Below are 16357 nucleotides of genomic sequence, written 5' to 3' on the forward strand. Positions count from 1 at the left end.
GCGTGCGGGCCTGGTAGTCCCTAAGCTTACTTCTGGTAAGTGGGTAGGAGGGCTGAACATGGCCGAGGTCGAAATAGCGCAGGGGCTGTCCGAGCGCCTGCGGCGGGGTGAATTGATGTGTGCGGAGTGCCCGTCCCGCGAGGTGCTCAAGCACCTGACCAGTCGCTGGGGCGTGCTGGTGTTGCTGTTGCTGCTGGAGCGCATGCATCGCTTCAGCGAACTGCGCCGCCGCATCGGCGGCGTCAGCGAGAAGATGCTGGCGCAGACGCTGCGCGAACTGGAGGGCGATGGCTTGATCGAGCGCCATGCGCTGCCGGTGGTGCCGCCGCACGTCGAGTACCGGCTCTCGCCGCTGGGCGTGGAAGCCGCCGAGCGCGTACGTGAACTGGCCGACTGGATCGAGCTGAGCCTGCCGCGGATCATCGCGCACCGCGAACAGGCGCTCGAATCGGTCTAACCCATCGGCACCACGGCGTGATAGGGCTTGCCGGCGGCGAAGGCGCTGACGTTGCCGAGGGTGGTCTCGGCGATGTTGCTCAGTGCCTCCCGGGTGAAGAAGCCCTGGTGGCCGGTGATCAGCACGTTGGGGAAGGTGGTCAGTCGCATGAACAGATCGTCGCCGATTACCCGCGCCGAGAGGTCCTGGAAGAACAGGTTTTCCTCTTCCTCGTAGACATCCAGGCCCAGTGCGCCGATGCGCCCGCTCTTGAGTCCCTCGACGACGGCGCGGGTGTCCACCACCTGGCCGCGCCCGGTGTTGATGATCATCACGCCCGGTTTCATCTGCGCGATCGCCTCGCTGCCGATCAGGTGGCGCGTCTGCGGCATCAGCGGGCAGTGCAGGGAGATCACGTCCGCTTCCGCGAACAGCGTTTCCAGCGCTACGTACTCGACGAAGGGCTGGGCGTCGGTGCTGGGATACGGGTCGCTGGCGAGGATGCGGCAGCCGAAGCCGTGCATGATGCCGGCGAAGATCAGGCCGATCTTGCCGGTGCCGATGACGCCGACCGTCTTGCCGTAGAGGTCGAAGCCGAGCAGTCCGTCGAGGGCGAAGTTGCCTTCGCGAACACGGTTGTAGGCGCGGTGCAGGTGGCGGTTCAGACCCATCACCAGGGCCACCGCGTGTTCTGCGACGGCGTGCGGGGAATACGCCGGGACCCGCGCCACGGCGATGCCCAGGCGCTGCGCCGCGTTGAGGTCGACGTTGTTGAAGCCGGCCGAGCGCAGGGCGACCAGGCGCGTGCCGCCGGCATGCAGTTGCTCCAGCACGGGCGCGTCGAGCTCATCGTTGACGAAGGCGCAGATCGCCTCGAAACCCTCGGCGAGGCCGGCGGTATCCGCCGTCAGGCGGGCGTCGAAATAGTTGAGGGCATGGCCGGTCGCGGCGTTGGCCTGGTCGAGGAAGCGGCGGTCGTAGGGCTGGGTGCTGAATACGGCTACACGCATGGCGGGACTCCTGGCAAAGGCGCGGATGGATCAGCAGCGGGCCCTGGGATTCTGGTCGTATTTGCCGTGCATGAACAGGCACGCCCGGCGGAGCCGGGCATGCAGGGGGGGACCGCGCTGGACGTCAGGCCAGGGTCAGGCTGACGTCGATGTTGCCGCGGGTGGCGTTGGAGTACGGGCAGACGATGTGTGCCTGGTCCACCAGGTCCTGGGCGATGGCGCGGTCCAGGCCGGGCACGTGGATGGTCAGCGCCACTTCGATGCCGAAGCCGGTGGGGATGGCGCCGATACCGACGCTGCCTTCGACGCGCACGTCCGCCGGCAGCGGCTGCTTGGCGCGGGCCGCGACGAACTTCAGGGCGCCGAGGAAGCAGGCCGAGTAGCCGGCGGCGAACAGCTGTTCGGGGTTGGTACCGTCGCCGCCTGCGCCGCCAAGCTCCTTGGGCGTGGTCAGCTTGACGTCGAGGACGTTGTCGGAAGAAACGGCGCGACCGTCGCGGCCGCCGGTGGCTTGGGCATGGGCGCGGTAGAGCACTTTTTCGATGGACATGGTCTTTCTCCTGATTTGATGTGGCGCTAAAGTTTTGCGTACAAGGTAATGGGTGAGGTGATAGTAATCGGCGTTTATCTTGTGCGCAAACTATTTTTGAGAGAGAGCGTCGGAGACTTGGCGAAGCGCCTGCTTCAGCCCTTCTGCGCGTCCTGCAGGCTGCTGCGCAGGCTCACCAATTGCTCGGTCAGTTGCCGCAGGTCGTCCAGCGACAGGGTGCAGGCGTCGAGGATACAGCGGGGGAACTCGCGGGCCTGCACCTGGGCCTGCCAACCGGCGTCGCTGACATGCAACTGCACTACGCGCTCATCGCTGGCGCTGCGTACGCGGTGGATCAGGCCGAGGGTTTCCAGGCGCTTGAGCAGTGGCGTCACCGAGCCCGGGTCGGTCTGCAGGCGCGCCGCCAGCTCGCCGACGGTAAGGCCGTCGTGTTCCCACAGCGCGAGCATTGCCAGGTACTGCGGGTAGGTCAGGCCGATGCGCTGCAGCAGCGGCTTGTAGACCTTGGTCATCGCCAGGGAGGTGGAGTAGAGGGCGAAGCACAGCTGGTTATCCAGCATCAGCTCTTTGGGGGTCTCGCGGGCCATGGGAGATTCTCCGGAATTCCGGGGAAGGTTAATGCGCAAAGCATTGGTGTGCCAGCGTCGCCGGCCTCAGCTCTTGATGCGGTAGCCGGTGCGGAAGATCCAGGTAATCAACAGCAGACACAGGGCGAGGAAAGCGAGGGTCATGCCGAAGCTGATCGTCGGGTTGACGTCGGAGACACCGAAGAACGCCCAGCGAAACCCGCTGACCAGATACACCACCGGGTTGAGCAGGGTCACCTTCTGCCAGAACTCGGGAAGCATCGAGATGGAGTAGAAGCTGCCGCCGAGGAAGGTCAGCGGCGTGACGATCAGCGCCGGGACGATCTGCAGTTTCTCCCAGCCATCGGCCCAGACGCCGATGATGAAGCCGAACAGGCTGAAGGTGACGGCCGTGAGCAACAGGAACAGCACCATCAGCAGCGGGTGTTCGATCTCGTAGTCCACGAACAGGCGCGCGGTGAGCAGGATGATGCTGCCCAGGATCACCGACTTGGTGGCCGCGGCACCGACGTAGCCGACGACGATCTCCAGCGGCGAGATGGGCGCCGAGAGGATCTCGTAGATGGTCCCCGCGTAGCGCGGCATGTAGATGCCGAAGGCGGCGTTGGAGACGCTCTCGGTGAGCAGCGCGAGCATCACCAGGCCAGGCACGATGAAGGCGCCGTAGCTGACGCCGTTGACTTCGTTCATATGGGCGCCGATGGCCGAGCCGAATACCACGAAGTACAGCGAGGTACTGATGACCGGGGTGGCGATGCTCTGTGCCAGGGTGCGCCAGGTGCGCGCCAGTTCGAACAGGTAGATGGCGCGGATCGCATAGAGGTTCATACCGGCTCCTTGACCAGACTGACGAAGATTTCCTCCAGCGAACTCTCTTCCGACTGCAGGTCCTTGAATTCGATGCCGTGCTCGGCCAGTGCGCGCAGCAGCTCGGCGATACCGGTGTCCTCGCGCTGGGCGTCGAAGCGGTAGACCAGTGCGTAGCCCTCGTCGGCCAGGCTCAGGTCGTAACTGGACAGCGCCGGCGGCACCTCGGGTAGCGGCTGCTTGAGTTGCAGGGTGAGCTGCTTCTTGCCGAGTTCGCGCATCAGGCTGGCCTTGTCCTGCACGCGGATGATCTCGCCCTTGCGGATCACCCCGATGCGGTCGGCCATTTCCTCGGCTTCCTCGATGTAGTGGGTGGTCAGGATGATGGTCACGCCGCGCTGGCGCAGACCGTGCACCATGCGCCACATGTCCCGGCGCAGCTCTACGTCGACGCCGGCGGTGGGTTCGTCGAGAAACAGGATGTCCGGCTCGTGGGACAGCGCCTTGGCGATCATCACCCGGCGCTTCATGCCGCCGGACAGCTCGTTGATCCGTGCGTTGCGCTTTTCCCACAAGGACAGGTCGCGCAGCAGCTTTTCCAGGTAGGCGTCGTCCGTTTTCTTGCCGAACAGCCCGCGGGAGAAGCGCACCGTCGACCAGACGCTCTCGAAACCCTCGTTGAACAGCTCCTGGGGCACCAGTCCGATGCGGCTGCGCGCGGCGCGGTAGTCACGGATGATGTCGTGGCCATCCACGGTCACCCCACCGCTGCTGGGATTGACGATGCCGCAGACGATGCCGATCAGCGTGGTCTTGCCGGCGCCATTGGGGCCGAGCAGGGCGAAGATCTCGCCGCGCTCGATGGTCAGGTTCACGGTTTTCAACGCCTGATGACCGGAGTCGTAGGTCTTGGTCAATTGTTCGATGGCGATGACGGCGGGCACGGGAAGTCCTTGGGAAGCATTCAAACGGGCGAATTGTAAGCGAACTTGGGACGCGGATCGCCCCGCGGACGTTCCGTGGTAGTCTGCCGCGATCCGTAAACAGAGGTACCACCATGCGCGCGCTTTCCTTCCTGGCCTCGTCGTTGCTGGCCGTCTCCGCCATGCAGGCCTTGGCCGCCGAGCCCGACCAAGCGATCCGCGAGACCCTGCAGGCGCTGCAGCCGGACCTGCCGATCGAGTCCATCGCCCAGAGCCCGTTGCCCGGTCTTTACCAGGTCGAGCTGCAGGGCGGTCGCCTGCTGTATGCCAGCGCCGATGGCCAGTACGTCATGCAGGGCTATCTGTACCAGGTCAAGGACGGGCAGGCGCTGAACCTCACCGAGGCGGCGGAAAGCCGCGGCATCGCGCGGGAAATCGCCAAGGTGCCGGAGAAGGACATGGTGATCTTCCCGGCCAAGGGCACCGCCAAGACCCACATCACCGTGTTCACCGATACCGATTGCCCGTACTGCCAGAAGCTGCACACCGAAGTCCCGGCGCTCAATGCGGCCGGTATCGAGGTGCGCTACCTGGCCTTCCCGCGCCAGGGGCTGGGCTCGAAGGGCTATCACGAGCTGGTGGGCGTGTGGTGCTCGAAGGACCGTGTGGCGGCGATGGATGCGGCGAAGAAGGACCAGGCGCCGGACGGCACCTGCGATAACCCGGTGGAAAGCCAGTTCAAGCTGGGCCAGGCGGTCGGCGTGCAGGGCACGCCGGCGATCGTCCTCGCCGATGGCCAGATGATCCCCGGCTACCAGCCGGCGCCGCAACTGGTACAGGCCGCGCTGGAGGCCCAGAAGGCGGCCAACTAGTCGCTCATCGCGGGGTCCGAAAAGGGACCGGTGCGGCATCGCCGACCGGTCCCTTTTCTTTTGCCCGCGAGGAAATTCCGATGAAACTCGAAGGTTCCTGCCACTGCCGCGCCGTCACCTTCAGCCTGGAGTCGAACCAGGCGGTGCCCTTCATGCGCTGTTACTGCTCGATCTGCCGCAAGACGGCCGGCACCGGTGGCTACGCGATCAACCTCGGCGGTGACCATCGCACGCTGCAGGTCGAAGGCCGCGAGCACCTGGGCATCTACCGCGCGAAGATGGAAAACGGCGAGCGCAGCAGCGGACAACGGCACTTCTGTCGCGAGTGCGGCAGCGCGCTCTGGCTGTGGGACCCGGGTTACCCGGACCTGGTGCATCCGCACGCCTCGGCGATCGATACGCCGCTGCCGATACCGCCGGAAAACGTGCATATCCTGCTCGACTCCAAAGCGGCCTGGGTGCAGGTCGAGGGCAAGCCGGACGATCCGTGTTTCGCGCATTATCCCGAGGAATCCCTGGCGCAATGGCACCAGCGGCATGGGGTGCAGACCTAGGCTGACTTTCGACTTCAGGAGGCCGAGCGGAGGTGTTGCGCAGGGGCGCTGCCTGCGGTCTTTGTAGTTTGTGGTTTTCTGCTTGGGTATGGGCGCGTGGCGCTTTCCTCGGGTGGAACTACCGATTTCGCCTTGCACGGCGAGTCACTTTCTCTTGTCTCGCCAAGAGAAAGTAACCAAAGAGAAGGCGACCCACCATCCGGGTCCGTTCGCTGTGCGAACGGACTTCCCTCGCTCCGGCGCTGCTCCGGGGGCCGGCCCGTACGGTCCATCCCTGGACCGCACAGGCCTCTCGCCGCCGTCCTGGCGGCTCACTCCCCTGCGCAACGCCTGCACTCGGCCTCCTGAAGGGGACCCGGGTGCAGGACGTACCATCGGTGGTCGCTCTGTCTTTGCTTTTCTTGCACGGATTTGCAGACGGCACCGATGCGCCCCGTTGGTCCGGGTGAACGGAATCGTCGTGTAGCAGGTTGAGCCGCCTGGACGGTGGCGAAAGGCGTATCGGGCCATGGATGGCCCGTATACGCCGGGCCTGTGGAACGGCGATGGAGTGAACGAACCCCGTCCGCTCAGCGGGCGGGGCCGGATCGCCGGGGCAATGGTTTTGCGCCCTTTTGCCGGAACAAAAGGGCGTCGCCCAGGAGGGCGAAACCGGGAGTCCCGGAAGAACGCCGACAACCGTCCTTTGGCACCGAAGGCTTGATGCACTGGAGACGCGGAGCGTCGCGGGATGCGTGCCCACGCAGGAGCGTGGGCACGATCAAATCCTGTGCCGCAGCCGCAGCCGCAGCCGCAGCCTGTTTGATCATCCCCACGCGGGAGCGCAGGGAGGATCGACATCGACCGCAATCCCGGTTCCGCTATTTGCCGGGGACCAGCAACAGCCGTTGGGTGCCATACACCTTGTCGCGGTTCTGCGGCTTGAAGGGGAAGCTCAGGTACTGCCCGCGCAGCCAGGCGTCGATGCCATCGGCGTAGTGGGCACTGGCCGGGTTACCGGACTGCCCCGAGCTGTTCACCCCCTGCATCGGCTCCTCGGCGGAGAAGTCGACGACCATGCGCATCGCCGGCACCAGCCAGGTATCGAAGTCCTGCCCCCAGTGATAGGCGGACACGTTCAGCGTGCCATGGTCACCCCCGGCGGCGTAGGGACCGCGGTCGAGGTAACCCTGCACCAGGCTCAGCGAGCTGCGCTGGGACGCCGGTAGCCAGGGAGCCAGGCGGCTGCTCTCGGTACGCCAGGTGTAGCTGTGCAGCTTGCCCCACTGCCAGGCGCCACGGTCGGCGCCCAGGCGGGTCTCCAGGAATTCCACCGAAGCGGCCAGGCTGCGCGCCAGGATGGCCGGCTTGTCCTCGTGCTCGGGCGTACGGCGATCGTCCCAGAACGGGCTGTCCAGGCGTCCGAGCAGATGGTCGGCTTGTGCCGAGTAGGAGTTGTCGGCGGTGTTCACCAGTGCCTGCCAGGCCGGACTGTCCTCGGGGCCCAGTTCGTCGAGGAAGGTCGCTTTCGCGCTTTCCTGGAGGAAGGCGCTGTACAGCGCGGCGTCGGCGGAGTCCGCGGCCATGCGTCCGTCGAACGCCAGCAGGCGGCGTAGCGCCTCGCGGGCCTTGGCGCGGCGTGGCTCGGGGAGGGCGGCAATGGCCTGCTGCAGCGAGGCGACCATCGCCGGGTCCTCGAACATGGCCTTGAGCTTGGCGGCGAAAGGCGTGGTCTGGTCCAACTGCATGGCCATCATGCTGCGGGCGTCCTGACGGCCACGGGCGGCCAGTTCGGCGATGCGCTCGGCGCGCTCGGGGTAGTACCAGGAGTTGGACAGTTGCACGCCGTAGCCGCTGGGTACGCTGCGCTGGTTGGCGCTGCCCAGCCAGCCTTGCGCGGGGTCCTGATCGTAAGGGTAGAGCATCGGGTCGGCGTAGCCGTCCCAGTCGTAGCGGCCCTGCCAGCCGGGGGAGGGGATCAGTCCGCGACCGGCACGGCGGTTGGGATAGCGCCCGGTAACCTGCCAGCCGATGTGTTCGGCGTCGGCGAACACCATGTTCAGCGCCATGGCGCGGATCTTTCCGCTGGCGGCGAAGGCTTCGTCGACGTTGTCGGCACGCGACAGGTCGAAGAAGGCGTCCAGCGAGTGGTCGTCGGCATAGTCGAGGGTGCGCAGGGCAATGCCGTAGCCACTCTGCAGCGCAAGCGGTTGCAGCATGTGCTTGCGTTCGCCGAGCACGCTGTTGAGCAACGGGCCGTGGCGTGTCTCGTAGACGATCTCGCGCACCGGTCTACCGCCCTTGACGATGAACGTCTCGGGGCGTTCGCGGGCTTGCTCCCAGCGGCCATCGGCGAGGTAGTAGAGGTGTCCGTTCTGGCGCTTGAGCTGTTCCAGGAAGAGATCCTGGTTGTCACCCATGACCATGGTCATGCCCCAGGCGACGCGGCCGTTGTAGCCAGCGACCACCGCCGGCACACCAGCCACCGAGACGCCCGCGGCGCGGAATTTCGGCGAATCGATCTGCACGAAGTTCCACATCGAGGGCATCGACAGCGGCAGGTGCGTGTCGTTGGCCAGCAGGCTCTTGCCGCCGCGGGTGCGCGAGGGGGCGAAGGCCCAGTTGTTGGAGGCGGCGACGCCCAGCACGTTGGCCTGGGCGACCTGTTCGGTGGCCTGTTGCAACGCGCTCAGTCCGGGAATCTGGCCATTGAGCTTGAGGCCGGCGAGCTTCTCCGCCTCATCGAACGGCAGTGCTTCGTCCGGGTAGGTGGGCAGCAGCCAGGGCAGCTTGTCGGCGCCGACCTTCTGCGCCATGACCAGTGCGGATATCTCTTCCTGGAGGTTCTGCGCCAGGCCGAAGTTGAGCAGGCAGAAGACCAGCACCGAGTCCTCGGCGGTCCAGTACTCGGGCTGATAGCCGGACTCGGCGAGGTCCATCGGCAGGCGGTCGCGATAACGGTAGAGGTAGGCGTTGACGCCGCGCGCATAGACCTCGAAGAAACGCTGCAGACGCGGCGAGGCGTTGGCCCAGAGCTGTCGCGCATTGGCGCGCAGGTTCAGGGTACGCATGAAACGGTCGATTTCCAGCACCCCGGGGCCGGCCATCTCGGCCAGGCGCCCTTGCGCCATCAGGCGCAGTCCGACCATCTGCGAGAGGCGATCGCTGGCGTGGGTGTAGCCCAGCGCGAAGAGTGCGTCATGGAAGTTGCCAGCCTCGATCAGCGGCATGCCCAGCGGGTTGCGGCGTACGCTGACGCTGGCCGCGAGGCCCTGCAGGCGCTCGCTGCCCTGGGTGGGCGGCAGGCTCTCGGCATAGCGCTTGTCGAGCAGCGATTCGCAGCCGAACAGGCTGCTGGCGACGGTGGCGAGGAGGGTCAGGCGAAGCAGCGGGCGGAACGGGCGCGACGGCATGCGGCGGCTCCAGAAGAGGCGGTCAGTGCAGGGAGGCTAAACGTTAGTTTCGCGGCGCGAGCCGTGCAAGGGGCATTCAGGCGGCGTCGGCGGGCTTGTCCAGGCCTTCGTCGAGCAACCAGCGTGCGGCCTGGCGGGCGGCGGCCTTGTGTTGCAGTTCGAGGGCGCTGAAATGCGCCTCGTGATGGCGTTTCTCCGCCGCCGGCAAGGCCTTCCAGGCCGCGTGGGTGGGGACGTGCGCGGTAGCCTGGTAAAGCTGGTGGAAGACCTCCATGCGGGCATCCTGGCTCAAGTGCACGTCATAGTTGTCCACCAGCACCTTGATGCGGATGGCGCCCTCGATCAGCGGCAACTGCTCGTCCAGCAGGCTGCCGGCGAGGATGCGCAGGTCGTCGCCCAGGCGCGTGTGGCGTTCGCGCTGCGCTTCTTCCAGGCGCCGCCGTTGGGCCCAGACCAGGCGCCATAGGTGCAGTGCGTAGAACGCCAGCGGCAGGATCACCAGCAACGCCAGCGGGAGCGCGACCTGCAGCGGAATCATCTCAGGCCCCGTGGCATTTCTTGAATTTCTTCTGGCTGCCGCACGGGCAGGGGTCGTTGCGGCCGACCTCGCGCAGCGGGTTGCGCTGCGGCTCTTGTGGGCCGTGGTTGCAGTGCGGCCCGTGGACGTGGTGCTGATGGTCGTGCTCGTGGTTGCAATCGGGACCGTGGACGTGTTCGTGTTGCATGGGGGTCACTCTTCGAGGAAACGACTGGGGATTATCTCGCCAATGCGGAACAGGTGCACGTTGCGACCGAAAAATACTCCTCCCGTCTTCACTTCGCCGCTCAGGCGATAGGGAATCGGCCGCTCGGGATCCTTGATGGTCTTGATCACGTTCTTCAGGTGACGCCAGAGATTGGTGCGCACCGGTATCTCGAAATCGGTCTGGGCCCCTGCGGGAATCACGAAGTGCTTGTTGGATTCACCCACGGCCAGCGGTATGCCGTCGAGCGTCACGTCGTAGACCAGGCCGCGGATGGCCAGGCTCATGTCGTTGGGGTTGTCGATCCGAAAGTGAAGGACGAAGCGCTGTTCCAGCAGACGCGCGCGCTCCACCTCGACATCGGTCAGCGCCACCGTCGGGTCCTCGAAGTTCTTGCCGCTGAAGGCGCAGCCGCCCAGGGTGGCTGCCAGGGTCAGCCAGATCGCCATGGCCATGCCCGACCTTCTCGCCTGCTCGAACATCTCGTTCCTCCGTGGGTGATGGATCTAGCGTGCCACATGCCCATGGGCCTGCGTTGGTGCGTCGCACACTGCTGGGCCATACTCTGCAGCACTTCGCTGGGAGTCTGACCATGGATAGTTACGAGATTGCCTTTTCCGGGCGCTTGTTGCCAGGGGTGTCGCCGGAAACCGCAAAGATCAACCTTGCCCAATTGTTCCAGGTGGACGAGCAGCGTATCACCGCGCTCTTCAGTGGACGGCGCATGGTGATCAAGAGCGGCCTGGATGCCACCGGCGCCGAGCGCTATCGCCGAGCGCTGGAGCGCGCCGGGGCGGTGGTCGAGGTGTGCCCGCAGGCGCTCGAGGAGATCGAACTGGCGCCGCCACCGGCTCCCGTCGAGGAAACCCAGCCGAACGAGGCGCCGCGCGACAGCTACGTGGCAGCATTCGCCGATGTGCAGGCGCCGGATTTCGCGGTTGCCCCGCTGGGGGCGGACATGCAGGAAAAAACGCGCGCGCCGCTGGTGCAGGTGTTCGACTTCTCCAACTACAGCCTAGCCCCCCTGGGCAGCGACATGGGGCAGGCCAGCACCGAGCGGACGCCGCCGCCGCCGGACGTTTCCCACCTGCGCCTGCAGGAGTGACTCAAGCCAAGAAGGTGGCGCAGCACTTCTTGAACTTGTTGCCGCTGCCGCATGGACAGGGGTCGTTGCGCCCGGCGCGCAAGGGCACCCCCGCATCCAGGTAGTACCACTGGCCGTCACGCTGGACGAAGGCCGAGCGTTCGTGCTGCGCGTGCTCTCCGGTTTCGTCGTGCCAACGCGCGGTGAAACTGACGAAGGCGTGTTCGGGCTTGCCGCCGAACACCTCGCTTGCCTCCACCTGCAAGCCGAGCCAGGTGCTCGACAGGCTCCACTGCGTCATCGCCGCGCGGTCCAATGCGGCTTGCTGGGCGGGCAGGGTGGTGCGCACCAGGTAGTCGATATCGCCCAGCACGTAGGCGCTGTAGCGCGAGCGCATCAGGCGCTCTGCACAGGGCGCCACAGCGCCGGCATGGAAGCGGCCGCAGCAGTCGTCGAGGTACGCACCGCTGCCGCAGGGACAGATCGCTGGCATGGCTACCACCAGTATTTTCCGAAGTTCTGCGGGTTGGCCCAATGCTTGGCGTTGAGCCAGTCGGGCACCTGCTTGTAATCATGCAGATCATAGGTGAACAAGGTCAGGGTCTGCTCGCCACGCACGAAGCGCTCGCTCGCCTGCAGGCCGAGGGCGAAGAAGTCCGCCTCGCGCCAGTCGCCGCTGGCAAGGTCCAGCAGCAGCGCCAGGCGGTTGGCATTGAGGTTGCGCAGGCCGCCGACCAGCTCCAGGCCGACGCGACGCGGCAGGTGCTCGAGGCAATCGACCAGCAGGACCAGGTCGAAGCGTTGCCCCGCCAGCTCGGCCGGCAATGGGCCGGGGGGCGCGAATGCCAGTTGCACATCGGCCTGTGCGCTGCAGTATGCTTCGAGCGCCGGCCACTCCCGACTGCCGAGCACCAACAGGCGTGCCGGCGCATGACGTTCGAGCAAGGCGGCAAGCACCTCTTGCGGTGTGGATTCGGAAAAGCCGACTATCATTAGGGAACCTCGCAGCAGAACGGGGAGACTAACCACACGAACCCAATGGCACGGGGCCATTCAGCCCACCGCCTGGCGGACTCATATAAAGTTCTTCCAACCCTGAGTTTCGGTCGTGGTGCCGAATCTTCCAAGGAGATTTCCAATGAGCATGATAAGGAAAGCTGTACCGCTGGTTCTCATTTCGGGCGTCCTGACCGGTTGTGCCGGTGTTCAGAAGTCCGACTGGCCGACCTGCGCCGCTATCGGTGGTGTCACCGGTGCCGCCCTGGGCGCGCTGGAAAACAGCACCTATGCGGGCTGGGGTGGTCTGATCGCCGCGGTCACCGCCGGCGGTTACTGCTGGGTCCACGGTGAAGAAGAAACCATCGCTTATGTCGAGCCGGCCCCGATGCCCGCTCCGGCGCCGGCTCCCGAGCCCGCTGCCGAGAACGTGCGCGTGGAACTGGACGTGAAGTTCGACTTCGACCGTGCCACTGTGAAGCCCGAGTACATGGGTGACATCCAGTCGCTGGCCGACTTCATGAAACAGTACCCGCAGACCTCCACCACCGTGGAAGGCCACACCGACTCCGTGGGTACCGACGCCTACAACCAGAAGCTCTCCGAGCGCCGTGCCGCCGCCGTGCGTGACGTGCTGGTCAACCAGTACGGCATCCAGAGCGGTCGCGTTGGTTCGGTCGGCTACGGCGAAAGCCGTCCGGTCGCCGACAACGCCACCGACGCCGGCCGTGCGATCAACCGTCGCGTGGAAGCCGAAGTGGAAGCCCAGGTCAAGTAACAGCGACCCCGGCTCCAAGGAAAACCCCGCCCTTCGTGGCGGGGTTTTTCGTTTCCGCACGGCCCAGGGAACAGGCCTAGCGTCCGTCCGGGAGGATTTCCACTGGCGGTGGGCGTCATGGGCGCTATCATAGGCGGCCTACTGAAGATACATACAGCCTTTGCGGCGCCCGTCCATGCTCAGCACCGAACTCAAGTCCCAGATACAGGGCGCCTATTCCCGCTTCCTCGAGGCCAAATCGCTCAAGCCACGCTATGGCCAGCGGCTGATGATCGCCGAGGTGGCCAAGGTGCTGGGCACCATTTCCACCGATGAGGAAGGCCATCGCGACGGCGATCCGGCGGTGGTGGCGGTCGAGGCCGGCACCGGTACCGGCAAGACGGTCGCCTACGCACTGGCCAGCATTCCCATCGCCAAGGCCGCCGAGAAACGCCTGGTGATCGCCACCGCCACGGTCGCCCTGCAGGAGCAGATCGTCCACAAGGATCTGCCCGACCTGCTGCGCAACAGTGGCCTGTCGTTCTCCTTCGCCCTGGCCAAGGGGCGCGGACGCTACCTGTGCCTGTCGCGCCTGGATGCCCTGTTGCAGGAGGGTGAGGCGCAGAGCGCCACCGCGCAGCTGTTCGAGGAGGAGGGCTTTCGCCTGGAGGTGGACGAGCGTAGCCAGAAGCTGTTCACCCAGATGATCGAGAAACTCGCCGGCAACCGTTGGGACGGCGACCGCGACAGTTGGCCGGAAGAACTCGACGACAGCGACTGGTCGCGCCTGACCACCGATCACAGCCAGTGCACCAACCGGCATTGCCCGAACTTCGGCCAGTGCGCGTTCTACCGGGCGCGCGAAGGCATGACCAAGGTCGACGTGATCGTCACCAACCACGACATGGTGCTGGCGGACCTGGCACTGGGCGGCGGCGCGGTGCTGCCCGACCCGCGCGAAACGCTCTACGTGTTCGACGAAGGCCACCATCTGCCGGACAAGGCGATCGGGCACTTCGCGCATTTCACCCGCCTGCGCAGCACCGCCGACTGGCTGGCGCAGGTGGACAAGAACCTCACCAAGCTGCTCGCCCAGCATCCGCTGCCCGGCGACTTCGGCCGCCTGGTGGAGCAAGTGCCCGAGCTGGCGCGCGAGCTGCGTAGCCAGCAGCAGTTCATGTTCACCGCCTGCGAGGAAATCGGCGATTTCAGCGCCGGCGAAGACATGCAGGGCCGTGAGCGCCCACGCCATCGTTTCGTGGGCGGGATCATCCCCGAGCATCTGCGCGAGCTGGGCCTCGAGCTGAAGAAAGGCTTCTCGCGGCTCAACGACCTGTTCACCCGACTGGCCGACATGCTCAAGCAGGCCATGGACGGCGAGGGCGGTTCGGGCATCGCCAGCCAGCAGGCGGAGGAGTGGTTCCCGCTGTTCGGCAGCCTGTTGTCGCGCGCCCAGGGCAACTGGGAGCTGTGGACCGCCTTCACCAGCGAGGACCCGGAAGACAATCCGCCGATGGCGCGCTGGATGACCCTCGCGGACAATGGTTCGTTCCATGACATCGAGGTCAACGCCAGCCCGATCCTCGCCGCCGAGACCCTGCGTCGGCACCTCTGGCACGTGGCCTACGGCGCGCTGGTGACCTCCGCCACGCTCACCGCGCTAGGGCGCTTCGATCGCTACCGCATGCGCGCCGGCCTGCCCAAGGGCGCCGTCACCGCGGTGGTGCCGAGCCCCTTCCATCATGCCGACGCCGGCCTGCTGCGGGTGCCGGACCTCAAGGCCGACCCGCGCGATGCCGTCGCGCATACCGCGGCGATCGTCCGTGAGCTGCCGGCGTTGGTCGAAGGTGGCCAGGGCACGCTGGTGCTGTTCTCCTCGCGCAAGCAGATGCAGGACGTGTTCGACGGCCTGGATCGCGACTGGCGCAGGCGCGTGCTCATCCAGGGCAACCTGTCCAAGCAGGAGACGCTGAACAAGCACAAGGCGCGGGTCGACGACGGCGAGCCGAGCGTGCTGTTCGGCCTGGCCAGCTTCGCCGAGGGCGTCGACCTGCCGGGGGCCTACTGCGAGCACGTGGTGATCGCCAAGATTCCCTTCGCGGTGCCGGACGATCCGGTGGAGGCCGCATTGGCCGAGTGGATCGAGGCGCGTGGTGGCAACCCGTTCATGGAAATCGCCGTGCCCGACGCCTCGCTGCGCCTGGTGCAGGCCTGCGGGCGCCTGCTGCGCACCGAGGCCGACCGCGGCACCATCACCCTGCTCGACCGTCGCGTTGTCAGCCAGCGCTACGGCCGCGCGATCCTCGACGCGTTGCCGCCGTTCCGCCGCGAGATCGGCTAGGGCCTGTTTCCTTCGCGGCGCGTGGCTGGGACAATGTCCGATCCACATCGCCGCAGGAGCCGTGCCGTGCAGATCCAGGGTTATTTCGACCTGAAATTCGAAGGCGTTCGCAATGTCTTCGCCGAGCTGTTCGACGACCCTCAGCAGCGCGGTGGCGCCCTCTGCGTGCAGGTCGGTGGTGAAACCGTGCTCGATCTCTGGGCCGGGCATGCCGACAAGGACGGCCAGCAGGCCTGGGAAAGCGACACCATCCTCAACCTGTTCTCCTGCACCAAGCCGTTCGCCGCCGTCTGCGCCTTGCAGTTGGTGGCCGAAGGCAAGCTCGAGCTGGACGCTCCGGTGGCGCGCTACTGGCCGGAGTTCGCTGCCAACGGCAAGCAGGGCATCAGCGTGCGGCAGTTGCTTTGTCATCGCGCCGGGCTGCCGGCAATTGCTCGCCCGTTACCGGGCGAGGCGCTCTACCAGTGGGAGGTGATGACCGCCGCGCTGGCCGAGGAAGCACCCTGGTGGACGCCGGGCGAAGCCCATGGCTACGCGCCGCTGACCTACGGCTGGCTGGTCGGTGAGCTGCTGCGGCGGGTGGATGGATGCGGTCCGGGCGAGTCCATCGCCGCGCGCATTGCCACGCCGCTGGGGCTGGACTTCCACGTCGGACTGCCGGACAGCGAGTTCGACCGCGTGGCGCACATCGCCCGTGCCAAGGGCGTGATCGGCGACGCTGCGGCCCAGCGCCTGCTCAAGTGCACCATGACCGATCCCAAGGCGCTGTCCACCCGCGCCTTCAGCAACCCGCCCTCGGCGCTGACCAGCAGCAACAAGCCAGAGTGGCGGCGCATGCAACTGGTTTCCGCGAACGGCCACGGCAATGCCCGCAGCCTGGCCGGCTTCTACGCCGGGCTGCTCGATGGTCGTCTTCTGGAAAGCGAGCAACTGGCGGAGATGACCCGCGAGCACGCAGTCGGCGAGGACCTGACGCTGCTTACCAGCACGCGCTTCGGCCTGGGCTGCATGCTCGATCAGGCGGCCGTTGCCAACGCCACCTACGGACTCGGCCCGCGCGCCTTCGGCCATCCCGGCGCCGGTGGTTCGACCGGCTTCGCCGATCCGGACCGCGACGTGGCGCTGGGCTTCGTCACCAACACCCTCGGCCCCTACGTGCTGATGGACCCGCGTGCCCAACGCCTGGCGAACGAGGTGGCCGCGGCACTCTGAGGCGTCGCACGGCAGCATGGTCGCAGGGCGGTCTTTCGGCTACCCTGCAGCGGGGCGACACGACACGGCCCCGCCGCTTCCCCCAAGTGTCGA

The 16357-nt window shown here is 66.3% G+C and carries 17 protein-coding genes and 1 pseudogene; 7 read left to right on the plus strand and 11 right to left on the minus strand.

The features are described 5' to 3' along the window. The first annotated feature begins 58 nt into the window (after positions 1-58). Positions 59-457, plus strand: coding sequence for a winged helix-turn-helix transcriptional regulator (locus ACYRGX_RS08670; protein ID WP_473056163.1), 399 nt, complete (start codon positions 59-61; stop codon positions 455-457). Here the strand turns inward: ACYRGX_RS08670 and ACYRGX_RS08675 are convergent. From ACYRGX_RS08675 to ACYRGX_RS08695, 5 genes are all read right to left on the minus strand, one after another. After that, positions 454-1446 carry a 2-hydroxyacid dehydrogenase gene (locus ACYRGX_RS08675; protein WP_473056164.1) on the minus strand — a complete coding sequence of 331 codons (993 nt, stop codon included), beginning with the start codon at positions 1444-1446 and terminating at the stop codon, positions 454-456. The two genes, ACYRGX_RS08670 and ACYRGX_RS08675, sit on opposite strands and share 4 nt — an antisense overlap. A 124-nt stretch (positions 1447-1570) precedes the next feature. Continuing rightward, positions 1571-1996, minus strand: coding sequence for an organic hydroperoxide resistance protein (locus ACYRGX_RS08680; RefSeq protein WP_473056165.1), 426 nt, complete (start codon positions 1994-1996; stop codon positions 1571-1573). 134 nt (positions 1997-2130) lie between these two features. Continuing rightward, positions 2131-2583, minus strand: coding sequence for a MarR family winged helix-turn-helix transcriptional regulator (locus ACYRGX_RS08685; protein WP_473056166.1), 453 nt, complete (start codon positions 2581-2583; stop codon positions 2131-2133). Positions 2584-2649: 66 nt separating this feature from the next. Continuing rightward, on the minus strand, positions 2650-3411 hold the full coding sequence (locus ACYRGX_RS08690) for an ABC transporter permease (protein WP_473056167.1): 762 nt from the start codon (positions 3409-3411) through the stop codon (positions 2650-2652). Continuing rightward, positions 3408-4334 carry an ABC transporter ATP-binding protein gene (locus ACYRGX_RS08695; protein ID WP_473056168.1) on the minus strand — a complete coding sequence of 309 codons (927 nt, stop codon included), beginning with the start codon at positions 4332-4334 and terminating at the stop codon, positions 3408-3410. The genes ACYRGX_RS08690 and ACYRGX_RS08695 overlap by 4 nt, the downstream gene beginning before the upstream one ends. 113 nt (positions 4335-4447) lie before the next feature. Here ACYRGX_RS08695 and ACYRGX_RS08700 point away from each other — a divergent pair, with 113 nt between their 5' ends. Together ACYRGX_RS08700 and ACYRGX_RS08705 are read left to right on the plus strand one after the other, a co-directional pair. Next, entirely contained in the window at positions 4448-5185 is a 738-nt protein-coding gene (locus ACYRGX_RS08700) for a DsbC family protein (protein WP_473056169.1), read from the plus strand. Between the two features lie 80 nt (positions 5186-5265). Further along, positions 5266-5739, plus strand: a complete 474-nt coding sequence (locus tag ACYRGX_RS08705) for a GFA family protein (protein ID WP_473056170.1) — start codon at positions 5266-5268, stop codon at positions 5737-5739. Between the two features lie 860 nt (positions 5740-6599). Here the strand turns inward: ACYRGX_RS08705 and ACYRGX_RS08710 are convergent. From ACYRGX_RS08710 to ACYRGX_RS08725, 4 genes are all read right to left on the minus strand, one after another. Then, positions 6600-9131, minus strand: coding sequence for a penicillin acylase family protein (locus ACYRGX_RS08710; protein ID WP_473056171.1), 2532 nt, complete (start codon positions 9129-9131; stop codon positions 6600-6602). A gap of 76 nt (positions 9132-9207) precedes the next feature. After that, on the minus strand, positions 9208-9669 hold the full coding sequence (locus tag ACYRGX_RS08715) for a DUF2489 domain-containing protein (RefSeq protein WP_473056172.1): 462 nt from the start codon (positions 9667-9669) through the stop codon (positions 9208-9210). A gap of 1 nt (position 9670) precedes the next feature. Continuing rightward, positions 9671-9856: an SEC-C metal-binding domain-containing protein gene (locus ACYRGX_RS08720; protein WP_473056173.1), complete on the minus strand. Its 186-nt coding sequence runs from the start codon at positions 9854-9856 to the stop codon at positions 9671-9673. A 5-nt stretch (positions 9857-9861) separates the two neighbouring features. Next, entirely contained in the window at positions 9862-10329 is a 468-nt protein-coding gene (locus ACYRGX_RS08725) for an LEA/WHy family protein (RefSeq protein ID WP_473056174.1), read from the minus strand. A gap of 137 nt (positions 10330-10466) precedes the next feature. On the opposite strand from ACYRGX_RS08725, the gene ACYRGX_RS08730 reads away from it, so the two are divergent. After that, on the plus strand, positions 10467-10979 hold the full coding sequence (locus ACYRGX_RS08730; protein WP_473056175.1) for a hypothetical protein: 513 nt from the start codon (positions 10467-10469) through the stop codon (positions 10977-10979). 1 nt (position 10980) lies between these two features. On the opposite strand, the gene ACYRGX_RS08735 is transcribed toward ACYRGX_RS08730, so the two are convergent. After that, positions 10981-11451 carry a YchJ family protein gene (locus ACYRGX_RS08735; RefSeq protein ID WP_473056176.1) on the minus strand — a complete coding sequence of 157 codons (471 nt, stop codon included), beginning with the start codon at positions 11449-11451 and terminating at the stop codon, positions 10981-10983. A gap of 2 nt (positions 11452-11453) precedes the next feature. Then, positions 11454-11951: a DUF6231 family protein gene (locus ACYRGX_RS08740; protein WP_473056177.1), complete on the minus strand. Its 498-nt coding sequence runs from the start codon at positions 11949-11951 to the stop codon at positions 11454-11456. Between the two features lie 424 nt (positions 11952-12375). Here ACYRGX_RS08740 and ACYRGX_RS08745 point away from each other — a divergent pair. The 3 genes and pseudogenes from ACYRGX_RS08745 to ACYRGX_RS08755 all read left to right on the plus strand — a co-directional run. Continuing rightward, positions 12376-12732 (plus strand): annotated as a pseudogene (locus ACYRGX_RS08745) (OmpA family protein); the annotation flags it as partial. A 175-nt stretch (positions 12733-12907) separates the two neighbouring features. Beyond that, a complete protein-coding gene (gene dinG / locus ACYRGX_RS08750; protein ID WP_473056178.1) occupies positions 12908-15052 on the plus strand; it encodes an ATP-dependent DNA helicase DinG in 2145 nt (714 codons plus the stop codon). 66 nt (positions 15053-15118) lie between these two features. Further along, positions 15119-16264 (plus strand): serine hydrolase domain-containing protein, encoded by a 1146-nt coding sequence (locus tag ACYRGX_RS08755; protein WP_473056658.1) that lies wholly within the window; start codon positions 15119-15121, stop codon positions 16262-16264. Positions 16265-16357 lie beyond the last annotated feature (93 nt).

The organism is Pseudomonas sp. R4-15 (assembly GCF_055768815.1).

What these genes read in the sequence shown, in the direction of transcription:
- ACYRGX_RS08670 (WP_473056163.1), top strand. Translation starts at nt 59, where the DNA reads ATGGCCGAGGTCGAAATAGCGCAGGGGCTGTCCGAGCGCCTGCGGCGG.
- ACYRGX_RS08675 (WP_473056164.1), bottom strand. Translation starts at nt 1,446, where the DNA reads ATGCGTGTAGCCGTATTCAGCACCCAGCCCTACGACCGCCGCTTCCTC.
- ACYRGX_RS08680 (WP_473056165.1), bottom strand. Translation starts at nt 1,996, where the DNA reads ATGTCCATCGAAAAAGTGCTCTACCGCGCCCATGCCCAAGCCACCGGC.
- ACYRGX_RS08685 (WP_473056166.1), bottom strand. Translation starts at nt 2,583, where the DNA reads ATGGCCCGCGAGACCCCCAAAGAGCTGATGCTGGATAACCAGCTGTGC.
- ACYRGX_RS08690 (WP_473056167.1), bottom strand. Translation starts at nt 3,411, where the DNA reads ATGAACCTCTATGCGATCCGCGCCATCTACCTGTTCGAACTGGCGCGC.
- ACYRGX_RS08700 (WP_473056169.1), top strand. Translation starts at nt 4,448, where the DNA reads ATGCGCGCGCTTTCCTTCCTGGCCTCGTCGTTGCTGGCCGTCTCCGCC.
- ACYRGX_RS08705 (WP_473056170.1), top strand. Translation starts at nt 5,266, where the DNA reads ATGAAACTCGAAGGTTCCTGCCACTGCCGCGCCGTCACCTTCAGCCTG.
- ACYRGX_RS08710 (WP_473056171.1), bottom strand. Translation starts at nt 9,131, where the DNA reads ATGCCGTCGCGCCCGTTCCGCCCGCTGCTTCGCCTGACCCTCCTCGCC.
- ACYRGX_RS08715 (WP_473056172.1), bottom strand. Translation starts at nt 9,669, where the DNA reads ATGATTCCGCTGCAGGTCGCGCTCCCGCTGGCGTTGCTGGTGATCCTG.
- ACYRGX_RS08720 (WP_473056173.1), bottom strand. Translation starts at nt 9,856, where the DNA reads ATGCAACACGAACACGTCCACGGTCCCGATTGCAACCACGAGCACGAC.
- ACYRGX_RS08725 (WP_473056174.1), bottom strand. Translation starts at nt 10,329, where the DNA reads ATGGCCATGGCGATCTGGCTGACCCTGGCAGCCACCCTGGGCGGCTGC.
- ACYRGX_RS08730 (WP_473056175.1), top strand. Translation starts at nt 10,467, where the DNA reads ATGGATAGTTACGAGATTGCCTTTTCCGGGCGCTTGTTGCCAGGGGTG.
- ACYRGX_RS08735 (WP_473056176.1), bottom strand. Translation starts at nt 11,451, where the DNA reads ATGCCAGCGATCTGTCCCTGCGGCAGCGGTGCGTACCTCGACGACTGC.
- ACYRGX_RS08740 (WP_473056177.1), bottom strand. Translation starts at nt 11,951, where the DNA reads ATGATAGTCGGCTTTTCCGAATCCACACCGCAAGAGGTGCTTGCCGCC.
- dinG (WP_473056178.1), top strand. Translation starts at nt 12,908, where the DNA reads ATGCTCAGCACCGAACTCAAGTCCCAGATACAGGGCGCCTATTCCCGC.